General features: G+C 71.5%; 19 protein-coding genes. 10 read left to right on the top strand and 9 right to left on the bottom strand.

The window, feature by feature from the left end; translation table 11 throughout:
• Nucleotides 1-27 precede the first annotated feature (27 nt).
• Nucleotides 28-1,863: an acyl-CoA dehydrogenase gene (locus IEZ27_RS15235; protein ID WP_189647779.1), complete on the top strand. Its 1,836-nt coding sequence runs from the start codon at nucleotides 28-30 to the stop codon at nucleotides 1,861-1,863.
• 296 nt (nucleotides 1,864-2,159) lie between these two features.
• Here the strand turns inward: IEZ27_RS15235 and IEZ27_RS54965 are convergent, their stop codons facing one another.
• Nucleotides 2,160-2,288: a hypothetical protein gene (locus tag IEZ27_RS54965; RefSeq protein ID WP_268246063.1), complete on the bottom strand. Its 129-nt coding sequence runs from the start codon at nucleotides 2,286-2,288 to the stop codon at nucleotides 2,160-2,162.
• Between IEZ27_RS54965 and IEZ27_RS15230 the strand changes: the two genes are divergently transcribed.
• Nucleotides 2,281-3,882: a hypothetical protein gene (locus IEZ27_RS15230; RefSeq protein ID WP_189647778.1), complete on the top strand. Its 1,602-nt coding sequence runs from the start codon at nucleotides 2,281-2,283 to the stop codon at nucleotides 3,880-3,882. The two genes, IEZ27_RS54965 and IEZ27_RS15230, sit on opposite strands and share 8 nt — an antisense overlap.
• Before the next feature lie 134 nt (nucleotides 3,883-4,016).
• Here the strand turns inward: IEZ27_RS15230 and IEZ27_RS15225 are convergent, their stop codons facing one another.
• Both IEZ27_RS15225 and IEZ27_RS53885 read right to left on the bottom strand, forming a co-directional pair.
• Nucleotides 4,017-4,622, bottom strand: a complete 606-nt coding sequence (locus IEZ27_RS15225; protein WP_189647777.1) for a hypothetical protein — start codon at nucleotides 4,620-4,622, stop codon at nucleotides 4,017-4,019.
• 132 nt (nucleotides 4,623-4,754) lie between these two features.
• Nucleotides 4,755-4,988: an RICIN domain-containing protein gene (locus tag IEZ27_RS53885; protein WP_229823998.1), complete on the bottom strand. Its 234-nt coding sequence runs from the start codon at nucleotides 4,986-4,988 to the stop codon at nucleotides 4,755-4,757.
• A 3-nt stretch (nucleotides 4,989-4,991) separates the two neighbouring features.
• Here IEZ27_RS53885 and IEZ27_RS53880 point away from each other — a divergent pair, with 3 nt between their 5' ends.
• The gene (locus tag IEZ27_RS53880) at nucleotides 4,992-5,198 is read left to right on the top strand and encodes a helix-turn-helix domain-containing protein (RefSeq protein WP_229823997.1); all 207 of its coding nucleotides are present in this window, start codon (nucleotides 4,992-4,994) and stop codon (nucleotides 5,196-5,198) included.
• 105 nt (nucleotides 5,199-5,303) lie between these two features.
• Here the strand turns inward: IEZ27_RS53880 and IEZ27_RS15215 are convergent, their stop codons facing one another.
• From IEZ27_RS15215 to IEZ27_RS15205, 3 genes are all read right to left on the bottom strand, one after another.
• A complete protein-coding gene (locus IEZ27_RS15215; protein ID WP_189647775.1) occupies nucleotides 5,304-5,543 on the bottom strand; it encodes a hypothetical protein in 240 nt (79 codons plus the stop codon).
• Nucleotides 5,544-5,611: 68 nt separating this feature from the next.
• Entirely contained in the window at nucleotides 5,612-5,950 is a 339-nt protein-coding gene (locus IEZ27_RS15210) for a hypothetical protein (protein WP_189647774.1), read from the bottom strand.
• 38 nt (nucleotides 5,951-5,988) lie between these two features.
• On the bottom strand, nucleotides 5,989-6,246 hold the full coding sequence (locus IEZ27_RS15205) for an integrin alpha (RefSeq protein ID WP_189647773.1): 258 nt from the start codon (nucleotides 6,244-6,246) through the stop codon (nucleotides 5,989-5,991).
• 107 nt (nucleotides 6,247-6,353) lie between these two features.
• Between IEZ27_RS15205 and IEZ27_RS15200 the strand changes: the two genes are divergently transcribed.
• Nucleotides 6,354-7,295: a hypothetical protein gene (locus IEZ27_RS15200; protein ID WP_189647772.1), complete on the top strand. Its 942-nt coding sequence runs from the start codon at nucleotides 6,354-6,356 to the stop codon at nucleotides 7,293-7,295.
• 107 nt (nucleotides 7,296-7,402) lie between these two features.
• On the opposite strand, the gene IEZ27_RS15195 is transcribed toward IEZ27_RS15200, so the two are convergent.
• Nucleotides 7,403-7,657 carry a hypothetical protein gene (locus tag IEZ27_RS15195; protein WP_125634548.1) on the bottom strand — a complete coding sequence of 85 codons (255 nt, stop codon included), beginning with the start codon at nucleotides 7,655-7,657 and terminating at the stop codon, nucleotides 7,403-7,405.
• Nucleotides 7,658-7,831: 174 nt separating this feature from the next.
• The gene (locus tag IEZ27_RS15190) at nucleotides 7,832-8,002 is read right to left on the bottom strand and encodes a hypothetical protein (RefSeq protein WP_229823996.1); all 171 of its coding nucleotides are present in this window, start codon (nucleotides 8,000-8,002) and stop codon (nucleotides 7,832-7,834) included.
• A gap of 533 nt (nucleotides 8,003-8,535) precedes the next feature.
• Between IEZ27_RS15190 and IEZ27_RS15185 the strand changes: the two genes are divergently transcribed.
• From IEZ27_RS15185 to IEZ27_RS54960, 6 genes are all read left to right on the top strand, one after another.
• The gene (locus tag IEZ27_RS15185; RefSeq protein WP_189647770.1) at nucleotides 8,536-9,852 is read left to right on the top strand and encodes a cellulose binding domain-containing protein; all 1,317 of its coding nucleotides are present in this window, start codon (nucleotides 8,536-8,538) and stop codon (nucleotides 9,850-9,852) included.
• A 372-nt stretch (nucleotides 9,853-10,224) separates the two neighbouring features.
• On the top strand, nucleotides 10,225-11,235 hold the full coding sequence (locus IEZ27_RS15180; protein ID WP_229823995.1) for a ketoacyl-ACP synthase III family protein: 1,011 nt from the start codon (nucleotides 10,225-10,227) through the stop codon (nucleotides 11,233-11,235).
• Nucleotides 11,232-11,483 carry a phosphopantetheine-binding protein gene (locus IEZ27_RS15175; RefSeq protein WP_125634540.1) on the top strand — a complete coding sequence of 84 codons (252 nt, stop codon included), beginning with the start codon at nucleotides 11,232-11,234 and terminating at the stop codon, nucleotides 11,481-11,483. The genes IEZ27_RS15180 and IEZ27_RS15175 overlap by 4 nt, the downstream gene beginning before the upstream one ends.
• Nucleotides 11,484-11,502: 19 nt before the next feature.
• A complete protein-coding gene (locus IEZ27_RS15170) occupies nucleotides 11,503-12,546 on the top strand; it encodes a ketoacyl-ACP synthase III family protein (protein ID WP_189647769.1) in 1,044 nt (347 codons plus the stop codon).
• A 49-nt stretch (nucleotides 12,547-12,595) separates the two neighbouring features.
• Entirely contained in the window at nucleotides 12,596-16,375 is a 3,780-nt protein-coding gene (locus tag IEZ27_RS15165; RefSeq protein WP_229823994.1) for a type I polyketide synthase, read from the top strand.
• Between the two features lie 261 nt (nucleotides 16,376-16,636).
• A complete protein-coding gene (locus tag IEZ27_RS54960) occupies nucleotides 16,637-16,762 on the top strand; it encodes a hypothetical protein (protein ID WP_268246062.1) in 126 nt (41 codons plus the stop codon).
• A 17-nt stretch (nucleotides 16,763-16,779) separates the two neighbouring features.
• On the opposite strand, the gene IEZ27_RS15160 is transcribed toward IEZ27_RS54960, so the two are convergent.
• Nucleotides 16,780-18,150: a phenylacetate--CoA ligase family protein gene (locus IEZ27_RS15160; protein ID WP_189647767.1), complete on the bottom strand. Its 1,371-nt coding sequence runs from the start codon at nucleotides 18,148-18,150 to the stop codon at nucleotides 16,780-16,782.
• Nucleotides 18,151-18,157 lie beyond the last annotated feature (7 nt).

Below are 18,157 nucleotides of genomic sequence, written 5' to 3'. Positions count from 1 at the left end.
CCCCGTGACGGAGGAGAGGCCGGGCCGATGAGCCACTACCGAAGCAACGTCCGCGACATCGAGTTCAACCTGTTCGAGGTGCTCGGCATCGACCGGTTCCTCGGCTCCGGCGTCTTCTCCGAGCTGGACCGCGACGCCTGCCGGGACATCCTCGCGGAGGTGGCCCGGCTGGCCGAAGGGCCGCTGGCCGCCTCGTACGCCGACGCCGACCGCAATCCGCCCGTCTTCTTCCCCGGCACGGGGGACGTCGTCGTGCCCGAGTCGCTCAAGAAGTCCTACGCCGCCCTGCGCGCCGCGGAGTGGTGGCGGCTGGAGGCCCCGCCGGAGCTGGGCGGCGTACCCGCACCGCGCACGCTCGTCTGGGCGGTGGCCGAGCTGCTCCTCGGGTCCAACCCCGTGGCCCACCTGTACGGCACCGGGGTGCCGTTCGCCGCGGTCGTCCACCGGGAGGGCACCGCGGAGCAGCGCAGGATCGCCGCGCACATCGTCGAGCGAGGCTGGGGCGCCACCATGGCGCTCACCGAGCCCGACGCCGGTTCGGACGTCGGCGCCGGCCGCGCCAGAGCCGTCCGGCAGGAGGACGGGACCTGGCACCTCGAAGGAGTCAAACGCTTCATCACCTCCGGCGAGCACGACCTCGCGGAGAACATCGTGCACCTGGTGCTGGCCCGTCCGGAGGGGGCCGAGGCGGTGGGCACGAAGGGGTTGTCGCTGTTCATCGTGCCGAAGTTCCTGTTCGACCAGGAGAGCGGCGAGCCGTCCGCCCGCAACGGCGTACGGGCGACCAACCTCGAACGCAAGATGGGCATCAAGGCCTCCACCACGTGCGAGCTCCGCTTCGGCGAGCGGGAGCCCGCCGTCGGGTTCCTGCTCGGCGACGTGCACAACGGCATCGCGCAGATGTTCCACGTGATCGAGCACACCCGCATGATGGTCGGGCTCAAGGCCGTCGCGGCTCTGTCGACGGGCTACCTGCACGCCCTCGACCACGCGCGCACCCGGATCCAGTCGGCGGACCTCACCCGGCTGGGCGACCGGAACGCGCCCAAGGTGACCATCGTCAACCATCCCGACGTACGCCGCAGCCTGATGCTCACCAAGGCGTACGCCGAAGGGCTGCGGGCGCTGGTCCTCTACACCGCCGACTGGCAGGACCGGGTGGCGGCCGGCGAGCGCACGGGCACCGACGTCACCGGGGCCCGCGCCGTGAACGCGTTCCTGCTGCCGATCGTCAAGGGCGTCGGCTCGGAGCGCTCGTACGAGCAGCTCGCGCACGCCCTCCAGGTGCTCGGCGGCTCCGGCTACCTCCAGGACTACCCGCTGGAGCAGTACGTACGGGACACCAAGGTCGACACCCTGTACGAGGGCACCACCGCGATCCAGGGTCAGGACCTGTTCTTCCGCAAGATCGTCAGAGACCGCCGGGCCGCGCTCGACGTCGTCCTGGCCGAGATCGACGAGTTCCTGCGTGCCGTCGGAGGGGACGACCGCCTGCGGAGCGAGCGCGAGGCCCTGGCCAGGGCCCGGGACGCCGTCGCCGGCATGGTCGAGGCGATGCTCGGCCACACCGGACGTGCCGCGCGGGACCCTCGCGAACACTACAAGGCCGGCCAGCACACCACCCGGCTGCTCATGTGCGCGGGCGACCTGATGGTCGGCTACCTGCTCCTGCGTCAGGCCGCGACGGCCCGTCGCCGGCTGGACCAGGGGGACCTCTCCCCCGACGCGCACGCCTTCTACGTGGGCAAGACGGCCGTCGCGCGGTTCTTCGCGCTCACCGTGCTGCCCCTGCTCGACGGTCACCGCGCGGTCGTCGAGGCGGCGGACAACCATCTCATGGAAGTTCCCGAGGCGGCGTTCTGAGCACGGGACCCACGCCTACTCCTGCGGCGGGGGCGCCACGTGGTCGAAGTACCAGGCGGCGATCTGGGTGCGCGAGGTGAATCCGAGCTTTCCGGGTGGTGGGGGATCGACGACGTGTTCCTCGGTCACCGCACCTGCGAGAAGAAGTAGCGGCGTCGGGGCCCGTCCCGGACGGGCCCCGACAGGCGGCAAGCGGGCGGCGGCCGGTCCAATAAGATCATCCGCATCGTCGTCCTACTCCGGGCCGCCGTCGCCCGTCACCGCTTCGGGCGTCCGGCCGCCGTCGCCGTCGCGCTCTATCTGACCACCGCCGCCGTCGCCGCCTGGTACGACGGCGGGCGGTGGTTCGTCGTCGTCGCGACGGCGCGTTTCTGGCCGTCGGACGACGAGGCGCGGCTCCTGCCCACGGCGATCTGCGTGCTCAACGCGTGGGCGCTGTGGCAGATCCTGCGCGGGCCCGCCGCGCCGCGCGCCGGGACGCTGCCGCGCGAGGTGGTGTGGCTGCGGCGCCTGCTCTACGCGGACGTGCTCGGCGACCTGCTGCTCTGGGAGCTGCTCGACGACCTGTCCGGCGTCGCGGAGCACGTCGTGCGCTGGGCCGTGTGGACCGCCACGATGTTCCTGCTGGTACGGGCCCTCTCCGGGGTGTCGGCCCGGTTCCGGGTCGTCACACTCGGGCTCGGCCTGACCGGGGTGCTGGGCGCGGCGCTGCGGCCGTTCGCCGAGGTCCCGCCGGCGGCGGCGCTCCCGCTGGTGATGGCGACCGTCGGCTGCAAGGTGATGATCATCGCCGGGCAGCGACGCGACAGCCGGTTCAGTGCCGTCACGGTCGCCGTCGGCTGGACCGCCCTGCTGCTCCCGACGGCGTTCGCGTTGCTCCAGGGCGGATGGCTGACGTCCGACGGCCTGTCGCCCGTCGTGCAGGCGCTCGGCGGGCTGCTCGTCGTGTGGGCGGCGCGTACCGCGCACGAGCTCGCCGCGCCCTCCCTGGACGGCGCGGCGGCCGGAACCGGGCGGGCGCCGCGGTTGCTCGCCGCCGCCGCGTTCGTGCTCGTCCTGCCGATGGCGGTCGTCGGCGCGGAGCGGGACGCCCGGCTCACCTACACGGCCGCCGACGAGGGTTGCCGCGACCGGCTGCGCCCCGCGACCGGCCTCGGGCCCGGCGAACGGCGGCGGTCGTTCCTCTGCCTGGCCAGGAACGAGACCTTCGCGGCGGGCACGATGTTCCCCGAACGGCTGGCCGACCAGCGCGTCCTCGCCTACGGCGCGCAACTGTGCGCCCTGCCCGGCGACCGGGAACGGCGAACGCTGCACGAGCGGGCCGGCGGCATGGGGGACGTCATCGAGCTGACCGCGGCCCTTGAGTACCTGTGTCCCGGCGTCGTCGCCCGGCAGACCGCCGACGCGTACCGCGCTCAGGCCGAGCGTGACCTGCAAGAGGCCAGGTGGAAGGCCGAGGCGAACGCCCGGTGCGCCGACCCGTGGCCCAAGGTGCGGGCCAGGCGGCAGGGCACGGCCGCGTACATGTTGTTCGAAGGGGGCGGCTACGCCGTCTACGACGACCGCGACGACAGCGGAGGCGATCCCGGGGACATCTACGGCGGTGACGGTGAGGCCGCCGACATCTTCGACGCCGTCGAGGACGGGTTCATCGACGCCGCCGGCAGCGGCGCCGCCGTCGTGACCTCCGAGGAGAACGCGCCGATGTGCATGACGGTCAAGGCCTTCGACCGTGCCCCGCCGCTCCGGCTCGCCGGCTGGGACCGGGTGGTCGAGGTGGGCATCGTCAGCCGCAGCGGCCGCCTGGTCGTGCCGGCGTACCCCGAGGGCGGCGACAGCGGGGCGGCGGGGCCGCTGCCCGACCTGGCCGTCGCCGGTCCGGGCCGCTACCGCCTGCGCGTGCACGCCCGTACGGTGCCGTGGGACGAGGACGACCCCGACGCGCCGCTGGAGGAGCACCTGCTCGTGGTCTATCCCGGCCGTTCGACCGACAAGGTCGTCCATCGCCCGCGCGAATGACCACGCGGGCGCGTCCGGATCGAACGGCCCGCACCCTGATCTGCAGGCCGGCCGTGGTCTGGGGGGCGACACCCCCGGCCGCGGACGCCGGTGGGGGTGTCGGGGGTCTCACGGGTGTGGAGCTCGATCCCGGGTCACTGGTTGGTGGTGCCGCTCTGGTAGTAACCGCAGTCCCACTTGGGCTTGGATCCACCCGGCGAGCACATTCTGGTGTCGTAGAACTTGGCCACGACGCTCTGGTTGAGGTAGTCGTGCCATCCCAGGTCGGTGACGCGCAACTCGACGTACTGCAGCGTCCTGCCGGAGTAGTTCGCGTAGTCCCCGAGTTTCGTCTTGATCCACATGTCGAAGTTCGAGGTGTCTCCGTATTGAGGAGCCATCGTCAGGTCCGTCGAGTCGAAGGTGTTGCTGCTCCAGTCGTACAGGTGGCCGGAGACCATGACCTGGCAGTTGGGCTTGCCGTTGACCACGGGATAGCCGGGCAGCAGCTTGCCCATGATCCACAGGTAGGCGCCCGGCGTGTTGGGGGCTCCGGCCCCTCCCGTCTGGATGGTGAACTTCGCCTGGTAGTTGCAGCGGCCGGACTTGGCGCTGAAGTTCACGCCGTTGTTCTGGCTCTGGATCGTCTTGAATCCGTTGATCTTGTAGTAGTCGACGTCCGCCGAGGCGGGGGCGGCGCCCGCCATGAGCAGCGCCGCCCCGCCGAGCAGCGGGACGACGAGCGAGATCATGCGCTTCACGAGAACTCCTGATCTGCTGGAAAGAGCAACGCGAAGATCATTACCGCTGTCACTGAACGGGCGGCGTCACGGACATTACGGCCACCCGAAATGGTGGTCGTCCCGGCTCTACGGTCCTGCCGCCCGACGGCGTCAGGGGGTTCGCATGCGCCAGACCTGGTTGGGGCGGGGGTGGGAGGGGTCGGAGCAGGTCGCCTGGAGGACGTGGGCGCCGTGGGCGCGGCCGGCGTCCTGGACGTCCAGGCACTTGCCGCTGTGCCGGGCGACCAGCTCGAAGGGGAAGCCGGTGCCGCGCCACTTCGGCCCGGGCTCCTGGCCCCCACCCGGCACCGGGGCGCGCTCGCCGCGCTCACGCAGCGCGAGCACGACGTGCTCACCCTGGTGGCCGAAGGTCACAGCAACGCGGGCATCGCCGCCAGGTTGTCCCTGGCCGAACGCACCGTCGAGACCCACATGCGGAGCATCTTCCAGAAGCTGGACATGGCCGAGGACGGCGACCGCCAGCGCCGCGTCCTCGCCGTCCTCGCCTACCTCACCCATCGACCCCCGTCAGCTTCACCGGGACAACCGGCGTGAATGTGATCCGACGTCGTCGTACAGCGCCCAGCGGGCCGGGTACGCGCCCATCTCCGCCTCCTCCCGCCCCTCGGCGGCCATGAGCGTGGCGTCGCCCCGGGGACATCATGAACCGTCGGCGTACGGCCTGGTGGTCACCGGGCGCCGGGCCCGGCGACGGTCCGAGGACGACGGTTGTCGGGCCAGGGTCTGGCCGGAGGCGGTCTGGGGTGAGGCGATGCCGTACTGGCTCGGGTGGAAGACCTGGGTGCCGGTGGCGGAGACGCCGTCGGACGAGCCGCGCAGGACGACGAGCATGCCCGCCCCGCCGTTCTTGGCCGGGGCGCCCCCGTCGGGGGCTGTCATGGCGTCCTGGGTAATGATCCGGGCCGCGGAGAGCACCGGGCCGCGAGGTGAGCTCTTCGACCCCGGGATCACGACGATCCCGCCGGCTCCCGCCTGCCCGGACGCGGTGGCGTTGGGCGCGCCCAGATCTGGATGCCGCGCATGCTGGGATTGGTCATGACGAGGTCCACATGGCCGTTGCCGTCCACGTCGCCCATGGCCAGGCGGGAGTCCTTCTTGGGGCAGCCGAGGACGTCCCGGTTGTCGGCGTTGCACAGGGCGCCCCAGGCCCGCGGGCTGTTCTCGCGGGTCGCGATCTCGGGGGTGAGATCGTCCAACAGGTAGAGGTACGGGGACTCGCCCGGGGTTCTGCTCGTGATCAGGGCGATCTGCTGCCGGCCGGTGCCGTGTACGTCGCCGGCGGCCACCTGTCTGCCCCAGTCGGTGCAGGGGGTATTGTTCGGCGTCAGGCAGCCGGGCGGCGCAGTGAGTGGCCGGAGGTGCCGTTCGGGCCGCCGTACAGGATGGTGACGGCGCCCGTGACTCCCCCGGGGCCCGGCGCCCCGGAGGTGCCCAGCGCCAGGTCCTGGTACCCGTCGCCGTGGAAGTCGCTGCTGCCGCTCCCGGTCGCCGTGGCCTGGGCGGTGGGGGTGGTGACGAGCGCGGTCAGGGTGAGCACGACCGCGGGCCACACGAGCTTGTTCGTACGCAGGTCCGGCAGCATCGGGAGCACTTCTTGTGGATCAGCTGGATCTGGGTGCAGGGCGGCAGGAGACGCCGCGCTCGGGGAATTGCGCGGAACGTCCGGTCCGGCCTGTTCGTCGTCATGGTGTGACCCTCTCTCCGGAACTTGACGAACGGCTGCGCGAGGCGTCCGGCAGGATGCGCCGTGCTGAGCACGTCCGGCGCCTGCGCGCGACCACCGCGCAACAGATCGCGGACGTCCGCGAAACCCTGGCGGACCTGGAGTTCGAGCTGGTCGAGGAGGAGCGTGACGTCGCCCGGCTGGAAGGCGGGCTGTCCGCCGTCCTGGCCCGCCTGGTGGGCAACCGGGAGGAGCGGCTGGAGCGCGAGCGCGCCGAGGTGGTGGTGGCCAGGGAACGCGTGGACGGCCACCGGGCCCGGCTCGCGCGGCTCGAAGCCGACGCGGCGGCGGCCGACGCCGAGCTGGTCGTGCTCGACCCCGCGTCCCGGGAGTACGCCCGGCTGCTGGCCGAGAAGGAGCGGCAGCTCATCCGGAGCGGTGATCCACTCGCGCGTGAGCTGGCCGACCTGGGCGCCGCGCTCAACCGGGCGAGCTCCGACACGCATGAGTGCGAGGAGGCCCACCGGGCGGGTCAGGGCGCGTACGAGGCGCTCGGCATCGTGTTGCGCCTGCTCGACTCCGCCAGGACCGCCTCCACCTTCGACGTGTTCGGCGGCGGCCTGCTCGCCGACGCCTACGAGCACGACAAGCTGACCAGCGCCGACAAGGCCGCCTGGCACGCCCAGCGAGCTCTGGACGTATTCTCCCGCGAGCTGGCCGACATCGGGATCGCGGCCGGGCCGGTGATGCCGAAGGTGGACACCCGATGGTTCGTGGACACCTTCTTCGACAACATCATCAGCGATGTGCTCAAGCATCAGCGCATCGAGAAGACCCGGGCCGAAGTGGAGAAGCTGGCGCGGTGGGTGCACGACACCTGTGCGTACCTCAAGGCGCGCCGTGCCCAGCTGCTGGCCGAGACCAGCCGGCTGCTGACCAGGCGCGAGGAGCTGCTGCGCCCCGCGTAGCCGGTCGCCGACCGGTCGGGCGAGGTCGCGGCCGCCTTTGTCCGGCAGGGCGCTCGCCCAGGCGTCGACCTGGGCGAACGCCGGGCTTCGCGCCCGATCGCACCGGGCTACGAGACGTACAGCATCCAGTAGGGAGGCCGCGCGTAGATGCTGCTCGGACGGCAGGAGGCGGTCTTCCCGGCGGCGGTGTACGTGGCGGCCGCACGGGCGCACGCGTCCGACGTCGGGTAGACACCGACCATGACCGGGGTGGTGGAGGTCTGCGCCGTGGCGGCCTGTGCCGCGACGGGAAGGGCGAGGACGGAGAGGACAAGGCCGGCGCCCGCAGCGGCGCGGCGGAATGTGTTCGTGTTGAAAACCATGGACCGAACGGTAGAAGTCGTCCCTCTCCCCGGTCGTCAAAGCGACCCTTGATTCCCCGTCCCCCTCAGGGATGATTTTCCGCGGCCGGGACGTCCGCCGCCCGGGCTCGTGGTGCGGGCGCACGCGCCCCCGGGCCCTGAGGATCGGACCGGGGGCGCGTGCGTCTCACGAGGTCACGCGTAGAGGAAGTAGTAGAGGTACTGGCTCTGCCACTCGCATGAATAGTCGTCCCACCAGGTCTGGGTGATGCCGTAGGTGCCGGTCCGCTCGCACTCCGAGTGTTCCCGGAAGACGCCGGCCAGTCTTTCGGCGTGTGCCGGGGCGGCGCCGATCGTCAGCGTCACTCCGAGAACCATGACGGCTGAGACGAGAACAGCGCGTGCCTTTCGCATTCGTCCTCCTGCGACTGGGGAGATCATGACGGAGGACATTATCACCCACCGCGCCGGAATGATTGTCACGGCGGAATCGACCGCCGGAGTTCGTGAAACTTTCATCGGCGTTGCCGGGGAACGGCGCACGGAGTTGCGGCCGCTGTCAATTGCGGACCGGACGGCCGCGAAAGACCTCGTGGGTGCGTATCCGACCGCCTGTGCATGCCATGGATGCTCTGGGGCCGTCTCCGCGCCTTACGCCCCCAAAGTACGATTTATGCCGCTTCTCTGGCCGCCTGGAAACGGCAGCACGAAAACTTTGACCATCGTTGCATACGTGTCATATCGTCTCCCCGCCCATATCGATGTGAGCCGCGACACTCGAGCACGACGTTGTTCTCGCAGGCGCTACGGTCGGCACGCCGATCACGGCTGCCCTGCCACCGGACGAGACACGCACGGCCACGGAAAGCGGCGATCATCCGACCAACCGGAGTCGCACCATGCAAGCTCGAATCCGCACGGCCTTCATCGGCTTGGCGATGACCGTGCTGGCCGCCGTCGGAGTGCCGGCAGCCTTCGCGCCGCCGGCTCACGCCACGCAGACGTTCACCGATATCGCTTACGCGCCCGCACAACCGGCCGGCAGCAAGGGGCACCTCCTGGATCTCTACCTGCCCGCCACCGGCATCACGCCCCGGCCGCTGCTGATCTGGCACACCGGCTCGGCGTGGAGCAGCGACAACGGCAAGGCCGGCGCGGACGCCATCGCGGCGATCTTCAACCCGCTCGGCTTCGCCGTGGCCGGCGTCAGCGTCCGGTCCAGCTCCCAGGCGATCTTCCCGGCCCAGGTTCACGACATCAAGTCGGCGATCCGCTGGCTGCGCGCGAACGCCGGCACGTACCAGCTCGATCCCAACCGCTTCGCGATCATGGGCGACTCCTCCGGCGGCTGGCTGACGGAGATGGCCACCCTGTCCGCCGGCGTGCCCGCGCTGGAGGGCACGCTCGGCACGACCGGCGTCTCCAGCGCCGTGCAGACGGGGGTCGCCTTCTTCAGCCCGACCAACTTCCTGCAGATGAACTCGCAGAACCTGCCGACCGGCGGGCTGGACCACGACTCCCCCGCCTCCCCGGAGTCCCTCCTGGTCGGCTGCCCGATCCAGACCTGCCCGGCCGCCGTGGCCCAAGCCAACCCGATGACGTACGTCGACAGCAACGATCCGCCGCTGATGTTCCTGCACGGCCAGGCCGACTTCCTGGTGCCGCACGGGCAGAGCGTCCTGCTCTACAACAGGATCAAGGCTCAGTGCGGTGACGCCACGTTCATCTCGGTGCCCGGCGCTGACCACATGGTGCCCCAGGTCATGGACCCCGCCCATTTCGGTTCGCAGACCGTCTCCACCACCACGGACTGCACCGAGACCGTCGGCACGGGCACGATCAACCCCACCTGGGCCAACTTCGCGACCTTCCTGCGCGGCGGGCTCAAGATGGGCACCTCCTGCGAGGTCACCTACGCCACCGAGGTCTGGCCGGGCGCGTTCAACGGCACCGCGACCATCAGGAACACCGGCACGACCCCCATCTACGGCTGGACCCTCACGTGGACCTGGGCGGGCAACCAGCAGGTCACGAACTCCTGGAACTCCACGGTGACCCAGACCGGCACGCAGGTGACCGCCCGCGACGACGGCACCAACACCTACATCGGTCCCGGCTCCAGCCAGGGCCTCGGCTTCACGGCGAACGTCACCGGGACGAATGCCATTCCCGCCCAGTTCAAACTGAACAACATCCCCTGCACGCGAGTGCCCTGAGACGACGCGCGCCGGGCGGGACCGAATGGCGACGGCCCGGCGCGCTCTCCAGAATTACATTCGGATAATCCGCGATACGAAGCGGAAATACTTATTTCCTGAATGCGACACGTTCCGTCGATCCTCGGTCACGGAAGGTCGCGGATCGAAATATTGCTTTATCCGACGGGCCAGCCCTATCCTTACCCGGGACGGCCCGCCGGCCCATTTCGCGTCGTATTCGCTGACCGGCCGGGGGCGCGTGATTCCCGGGGCCCGAAATGAATCGGATAAGCCGCCTTCCCCTGCTGAAGGCCGCTGTCCGGGATTCGTCGATGAGTAAGGGGACGTGTGCGTACATCCAACATGTTTGTCAGGAGCTTAGGCGTTTATGTGCCTGACAGCGTGAGCGTCGAGCAGGCGGTCCGCGAGGGCTGGTACCCGGCCGCGGAGGCCGAGGAATTCCGGCAGATCGGCGCGGCGGTGGCCGGGGACATGCCCGCGCCGGAGATGGCGCGGCTCGCGGTCCTGGACGCGTACGACCGCTGGGGTGAGTCCTCCCCCCGCGATCTGGACCTGCTGCTCTACCCGTCGGTCTGGCACCAGGGCCCGAACGGCTGGCAGCCTCAGCACTACCTGCAGATGCACCTGCTCGGCGGGGGCGTGCCGGCGCACGAGATCCGGAGCGGCTGCGTAGGGATGATCAGCTCGCTCGAACTGGCGGCGAGCTACCTCCAGGCCGGTGCGGACCGGGACACGGCCGTGGTCGTCTCCTCCGACAACCACGGCACACCGCTGGTGGACCGCTGGCGGATGACCCCCGGGGCGCTGATCGGCGACGCCGCGGCGGCGATCGTGCTCGGCAAGGACTACGGCATGGCCGAGCTCCTGTCGGTGAACGTGACGGTGATCCCGGAGGCCGACGCGGTCAACGACGGCGCCTATCCCCTGTTCCCCCCGGACGCCACGGTCGGCAGGGGGCTGAGCTTCGGGGACCGGCACGAGGAGTTCCGCCAGCGGCTGCTCAAGGCTCAGGGGACCGGGATCCACCTGACGATCCAGAAGACGATGATGCAGCAGGTCGAACAGACTTTGGAGGAGGCCGGGATCGGGCTCTCCGACATCACGAAGGTGGCCTTCCCGCACGGCCGCCGCGAGGACCTGGACGGGCAGATGTCCTGGCTGGGCATCGACGAGGACCAGACGACCTGGGACTACGGGCGGCGCGTCGGCCACTGCGGCGCGGTGGACCAGTTCATCGCCTTCGAGCATCTGATCGCGACCGGCGGGCTCGTCGCCGGCGACCATCTGCTCATGGTCGGGTTCGGCTCCGGTACGTCGGTCGCCGCGGCGGCCTTCCGCGTCCTGTCCACCTCGCCCGTCACGAAGGGGGCGCGCGCATGAGCGACATCACGCAGAGGCTGGTCGACTTCGTGCAGGAGAACCTCGTCCTGGACGGCGACGACATCAAGGTCGACGCGACGACCCCGCTCCTCGTGTCGGGGCTGCTCGACTCCCTGCGCACGGCGCGCCTGCTGAACTTCCTCCGCAAGGACATCGGCGTCACCATCACCGCCGCGAAGCTCGACCCCGAGAACTTCAGGGACGTCGCGACCATCGTGACGATGGTCAGGGAACTCCAATCCGCTTAACCGGGACGAGGACAGAGTCATGCGGTACGCGGACACGTACATCAGCGGCGTGGGGGCCTACCTCCCCCGGACCGTCGTCAGCGTCGAGAAGGCCGTCGCCAAGGGCTGGTACCCGGCGGAAGAGGCCGAGCTGCACAATCTGGCGGGAACGGTGGTGGCCGGGGACGTACCGGCTCCGGAGATGGCCCTGCACGCGGCGCGCAGCGCGATCAAGCGCAGCGGCCGGGCCCCGGCCGACCTGGACCTCCTCCTGTACGCCTCGACCTGGCACCAGGGGCCCGACGGCTGGCCCCCGCACTCCTACCTGCAGCGTCACCTCGTCGGCGGGGACGTCCTGGCCACCGAGATCCGGCAGGGCTGCAACGGGATGTTCATCGCCCTGGAACTCGCGGCCGGCCACCTGAGCGCCGCTCCGCACCGGCAGGCCGCCCTGCTGGTCTCGGCCGACAACTACGGCACCCCGCTGATGGACCGGTGGCGGATGGGCCCCGGCTACATCGGCGGGGACGCCGCCGGCGCGCTCGTGCTCTCCAAGGACGGCGGATTCGCGCGCCTGATGTCGGTCTGCACGACGACGGTGGCCGAGGCCGAGGAGCTGCACCGGGGCAGCGAGCCCCTGTTCCCGCCGGGTGTCACGGTCGGGCGCCGGATGAGCTTCGCGGCCCGGAACGAGCAGTTCCGGCAGCAGGTCATGCCCAAGGGCGAGGCCACCTCGGCGTTGTTCAACATCCAGCGGGCGCTCATGGAGATCGTCGAGCGCGTGCTGGACGAGAGCGGGATCGAGGCCGGCGACCTCACCCGGGTGGCGTTCATGAACTACTCCGAGGAGATCGTCGAACAGCGGTGCATGGCCGTGGTCGACCTGCCCATGTCCCGCTCGACCTGGGACTACGGCCGCACCATCGGCCACTGCGGGGCCAGCGATCAGGTCCTGTCGCTCGACCACCTGCTCACGACCGGGCAGCTGGGCCCCGGCGATCACCTGCTGATGCTGGGCACCGGGCCGGGAGTGACCGTCTCCGGTGCCGTGATCAAAATCCTCGAAACTCCTCAGTGGGTCTGACATCGAAGGGAAACGAACACAGATGGTCGACACTCCGCGCGGAGCCCGGGTGGAACCAGTCGCGGTGGTCGGGATCGGATGCCGTCTTCCGGGCGACGTCCACTCGCCGGACGAGTTCTGGGACCTGTTGTGCGCCGGCCGGAACACGACCCGGCCGCTGCCCGCCGAACGTTGGCGCCGGTACGAGAACCGGAGCCCCGAACACGCCGCCGCGCTGCGCGACGCCGTACGTCATGGCAGTTTCCTGAGCGACATCGAGGGCTTCGACGCCGAGTTCTTCGGCCTGTCGCCCCGCGAGGCCGAGCTGATGGACCCGCAGCAGCGGATCCTGATGGAGACCGCGTGGGAGGCCCTGGAGCACGCCGGCCTGCCGCCGCACGAGCTGGCCGGGACCGACGCCGGGGTGTTCGTCGGCGTCTGCACGGCCGACTACGGCGGCCGGCTGCTGGAGGATCTGCCCCAGATCGAGGCGTGGACCGGGATCGGCGCCGCGACCTGCGCCGTCGCCAACCGCATCTCCTACTCCCTCGACCTGCGCGGCCCCAGCATGGCGATCGACACCGCCTGCTCGGCCTCGCTGGTCGCGCTGCACCTGGCCGCGCAGAGCCTGCGGCTCGGCGAGAGCGACGTCGCCCTCGCCGGCGGCGTCAACCTGCTGGTCACCCCCGGCCAGACCCTCACGCTCGGCACCGCCGGGGCCCTGGCCCCCGACGGGCGGTCCAAGTCGTTCGACGCGTCGGCCGACGGCTACGGCCGCGGCGAGGGCTGCGGCGTGGTCGTGCTCAAGCGGCTGTCCGCCGCGCAGCGCGACGGCGACCGCGTCCTCGCGCTCGTCGCCGGCAGCGCCGTGAACCAGGACGGGCACACCAACGGCATCATGGCGCCGTGCGGGGAGGCCCAGGAACACGTGATGGCCCGGGCCTGCAAGCAGGCGGGCGTCGCGCCGTCCACCGTCGACTACATCGAGGCGCACGGCACCGGCACCCGGCTGGGCGACCCGCTTGAGGCGGGCGCGCTCTCCTCGGTGTACGGCTCGGGGCGGCCCCCCGGCGACCCGTGCCTCATCGGCTCGGTCAAGTCCAACATCGGCCACCTCGAAGGCGCCGCCGGCATCGCCGGCGTCATCAAGGCGGTGCTCGCCCTCCACCGCGGCGAGATCCCCCCGAGCGTGCTGGACACCCTGAACCCGGCCGTCGCGTGGGAGACCTCGGGCCTGCGTGTGGTGACCGGGCAAACCGCCTGGCCGGAGCGCGACCACCCCCGCCGGGCGGGCGTCTCCAGCTTCGGGTACGGGGGCACCGTCGCGCACATCCTGCTTGAGCAGGCCCCGCCCGCGCCCGAGGCCGAGGGGACGCCTGCCCGGTCGGAGCGGCTGTTCCCGCTGTCGGCCGCGTCGGAGCAGGCCCTGCGGCAGTACGCCGGCAAGCTCGCCGATCACCTCGGGAACGGGCTCGACCCGGCGTCGGCCGGGCACACGCTGGCGCTCCGGCGCACCCACCTGGCCCGCCGCGCCGTCGTGATCGGGACGGACCAGGACGAACTGGCGGCCCACCTGCGCAGACTCGCGGAGGACGTGCCGGCCGAGGCGGTCCTCACCGGGGACGTGCTGCCCGAACTCGGCCCCGGGCCGGTCTGGGTCTTCTCCGGGCAGGGCTGCCAGTGGCGCGGCATGGGACGGGAACTGCTCGCCGTACCGGAGTTCGCGTCCCTCGTCGACGAGGTGGAGCCGATCTTCGCCGCGGAGATCGGCTTCTCGCCGCGGCAGGTCCTGGCCGACGGCGACCTCGACACGATCGACCGCGTGCAGACCATGATCTTCGTCATGCAACTGGGCCTGGCCAGGCTCTGGAACGCGTACGGGGTCGCGCCGAAGGCCGTCATCGGCCACTCCGTCGGCGAGATCGCGGCGGCGGTGACGGCCGGCGCGATGAGCGTCGCCGACGGCGCCCGCCTGATCTGCCGGCGTTCCCGGCTGCTGCGGCAGGCCGAGGGCAAGGGCGCCATGGTGATGGTCGACCTGTCCTTCGAGGAGGCGGCGGACCGGCTGGCCGGCCGTGCCGACCTGGTGGCCGCGATCTCGTCGGCGCCGGGCTCCACCGTGTTGTCCGGCGACGTCGCCGCGGTCGAGGAGGTGGTGAACGAGTGGCCGGCCGAGGGCATCGTGGTCCGGCGGGTGGCCTCGGACGTCGCCTTCCACAGCCCGCACATGGACCCGCTGGCCGTCGAACTGGCCGCCGCCACCGCCGATCTGTCGTTCGGCGCGCCCCGCATCCCCATGTACACGACCGCGCTGGCCGACCCCCGGGCGACGCCCGTCCTGGACAGCGCGTACTGGGCGGCGAACCTCCGGGACCCCGTACGGCTGACCGCGGCGACGACGGCCGCCGCCGAGGACGGCTACCGCGTGTTCCTGGAGATCTCCCCGCACCCCGTGGTCGCGCACTCCGTCACCGAGACGCTCTCGGAGAACGGGTTCGAGGACGTGTTCGTCGGCGTCTCGCTGCGCCGGAACCAGCCGGAGCTGCCGGCCTTCCTCGTCGCGGTCGGCACGGCGCACTGTCACGGCGTCGAGGTGGACTGGCACCGCCTGCAGCCGTACGGCGGCCTGGCCGACCTGCCGCCGTACGCCTGGCAACACCGCCGCCACTGGCGTGAGAGCTCCGGCGAGGACGACAACCGAGGGCACGACGTGCACTCCCACACCCTGCTCGGAGCCGGGACCAGCCTCGCGGGCAGCCGGACCCGCGTGTGGCGCACCAGCCTGGAGGACGCCAACCGGCCCTACCCGGGCAGCCACACCCTCAACGGGGTCGAGATCGTGCCCGCCGCCGTGCTGGTCAACACGTTCCTGCACGCGGTCGAGGACGAGGACGCCACGCTCACCGACGTGGAGATGACGCATCCGCTGATGACCGCGGAACGCCGGCAGATCCAGGTCGTGCACGAACCTCCGGCGGTCCGGCTCGCGGCCCGTACGCCGGGCGACCCCGACGAGCCGGAACCGGCGTGGCTGGTGCACGTCACCGCTGACGTCGCCGCCCCCGGAATGGTGAAGCCCGACGTGCTGCCGGACGCCGGCGCTCTCGGCCCGGTCGACCCCGGGTTCGTGCACCAGCGGCTGGCCGCCGTCGGCGTGCCCTCGACGGGGTTCGACTGGACGATCGAGACGCTGCTGGGCGCGGACGGCGTGCTGCGCGCCACCGTACGCACCGGGGAGGCCGAGGGCTGGGCCTCGGCGCTGGACGCGGCCATGTCCGTGGCGCCCTGCGTGTTCCCCGGCGATCCGGTGTTGCGCATGGTCGTGCACATCGACGAGGTGGTGCTGACCGGCGCGCCGCCGTCCACGGTGATCATCGACGCGGCGATGGACCCGACCGCCGAGGACACCGTGCGGGCGCTCCTGGCCGACGTGGACGGCCGGGTGGTGGGGCACCTCAGGGGGCTGCGCTACCCGGTGATCGACGCGCCCGTCCCGGCCGAGGATGACCTTCGGGGGCCCGGTGAGTCGTTCGCCGGCCTGGCGCCGGAGGTCCTGCGCGACCGCGTCCTGCCCGAGGTCCGCGCGGAGATCGCGGCCGTGATGCGGCTGGCCCCGGAGGACCTGGCGATCCGTCGTCCCCTTGTCGAGCAGGGGCTGGACTCGGTGATGACCGTCATGGTCCGGCGGCGTCTGGAGAAGCGTTTCGGCTGCCGTCTTCCCGCGACGCTGCTGTGGCAGCAGCCCACCATCTCCGCGATCGCGGACCACCTGGTGACGCTGCTCGCGACTCTCGAACCGGCCCCGGCGACGGAGCCCGTACCCGAGAGCCTGCCGGTGGTCGGAGGCTGAACCGATGGGCCGGGCGGCCCTCGGACCGCCCGGCCCGCCGCACCCGCCCGCCTCCGTACGACCCCATGCGGGACTTCCACCGGCACGTCTCAGCCCCCACCCGGACCTTCCCGGCGAGCCCGAGTACGGTGTGAGAGATCACGCACGAAGCCGAGGTCAATGTCCTGGTGGGACGTGCGATGTCTCGCTGGTGCCGGCCTTCGTGTGGGAGCGGAGAGCAGCGGCGCGTGAACGTGGCTGAGCCGGCTTTCGCCTCGCCGGGTGTCGCGTTCGAATGCGCCCGCCCCCGTGGCCGAGTGGGTGGACGACCTGGACACCTGGCGCGTCCAGGTCGTCCGGGGCATGGACCTGCGTAGCCGCATCTGGCAGGCCACGGACAAAGCCTGAGAAGCCCCCGGACGCCGTCAGGGACCCGGCAGCGGGATGATCTTGCGGTACTTCCCGCCGGCCGACTGCTCGGGCGGCTCCCCGGCGCGCTCGATCGTCACGTGACCGGCTCTGTGCTCGGTGAGCAGGTGGACGACCCGGTCACGGGCGGCCTGCCACACCTGGTCCGCGTCGGCGCCGCCGGCGGCCCGCAGGCGTACCCGCAGGACGGTGGGCGCGGTCTGCACGAGCTGGAACTGGTCCATGCCGGGCACGGCCAGCGCGGTGCTGAAGGACATGGGCGAGATGCCGACCCGCTCGCCGCCCTCGGCGGGGAAGGTGAGCAGGTCGGCCGCGCGCCCCTGCACCTGTACGGCCGGGAGCGCGTTGCCGCACGGACAGGGGTCGGGCCGCATCAGGACGCTGTCACCGAGGTCGTAGCGCAGGATCGGCTGGACCCGGTTGGCGAGGTTGCTGATCAGGACGGTGTGCGAGAGCTGCCCGGGCGGCACCGGCCGATGGTCGGCGTCGACCGGCTCCAGGACGACCCAGTCGCTGTTGACGTGGTACCAGCCCTCCCGGCAGCCGGACGTGAGGAAGCCGCACTCGCCGCAGGCGTAGGCGGCGCGGACCTTCGCGCCGAACGCGGTGGCGAGGCGTTCCCGGGCCTGCGGGCTCAGCGTCTCGCCGCCGGGGATGACGAGCGCCGGACGGATGCGCAACCGCCCGGCCTCCTGCTCCCCCGCCAGCAGCGTGAGCAGCCCCACGAACCCGGCGACGCTCGCCGGGTCGAACCGGTTGAGCTCGTCGACCATGCTCTCCAACGACTGGTCGGTCGGGACGACCCGCATCAACCGGCCGAGCCACGGCCGGTCCAGGGCCGCCCGTGCCGGCCCGGCGAGGGTGGCGAAGTGGCCGCGCGGCGCGGTGACGACGGCGGTACGGCCGGCGCGGGCGAGGGTGCGCAGCACGTCGCGGGCCGACAACCCGGCGCCGGTGCGCAGCCCGGTGGCGGTGTGGACGGCCAGGCAGTGGTCGTCCTGCACGAACAGGCCGCGCTGCCCGCTGGTGCCGGTGGTCGTGGTGACCAGGTAACGGCCGAGGAACCGGTGGCCCACGAGATCGGGATCGGCCACGAACGCCTCGACCCGCTCACGGGTCACCTCACGGTCGGTGGCCCAGTCGTCGAAGCGGGCCATCAACGCCTTCTTGCCGGTGACCGGAAGCAGCTCCGGGTCGTCGGCCCCCTCCGGCAGGCCGTGGTACAGCTCGCGGTAGTAGGGCGAGTGGGCGCGGGCGTGCTCCACCAGCTCGGCCAGCCGGGCCCGCCGCCGCCGCGCGATCGCCTCAGGGCCTTCCCGTACGGCGCGCCGCATGTCGCGGGCGAGCCGCCGGATGCTTTCCCCCATGATCATC

Source organism: Nonomuraea spiralis (assembly GCF_014648435.1).
In the GTDB taxonomy this organism is placed as follows: domain Bacteria; phylum Actinomycetota; class Actinomycetes; order Streptosporangiales; family Streptosporangiaceae; genus Nonomuraea; species Nonomuraea spiralis.
Note: the sequence above shows the minus strand (reverse complement) of the source record. Positions and strands in the feature narration are given on the sequence as shown.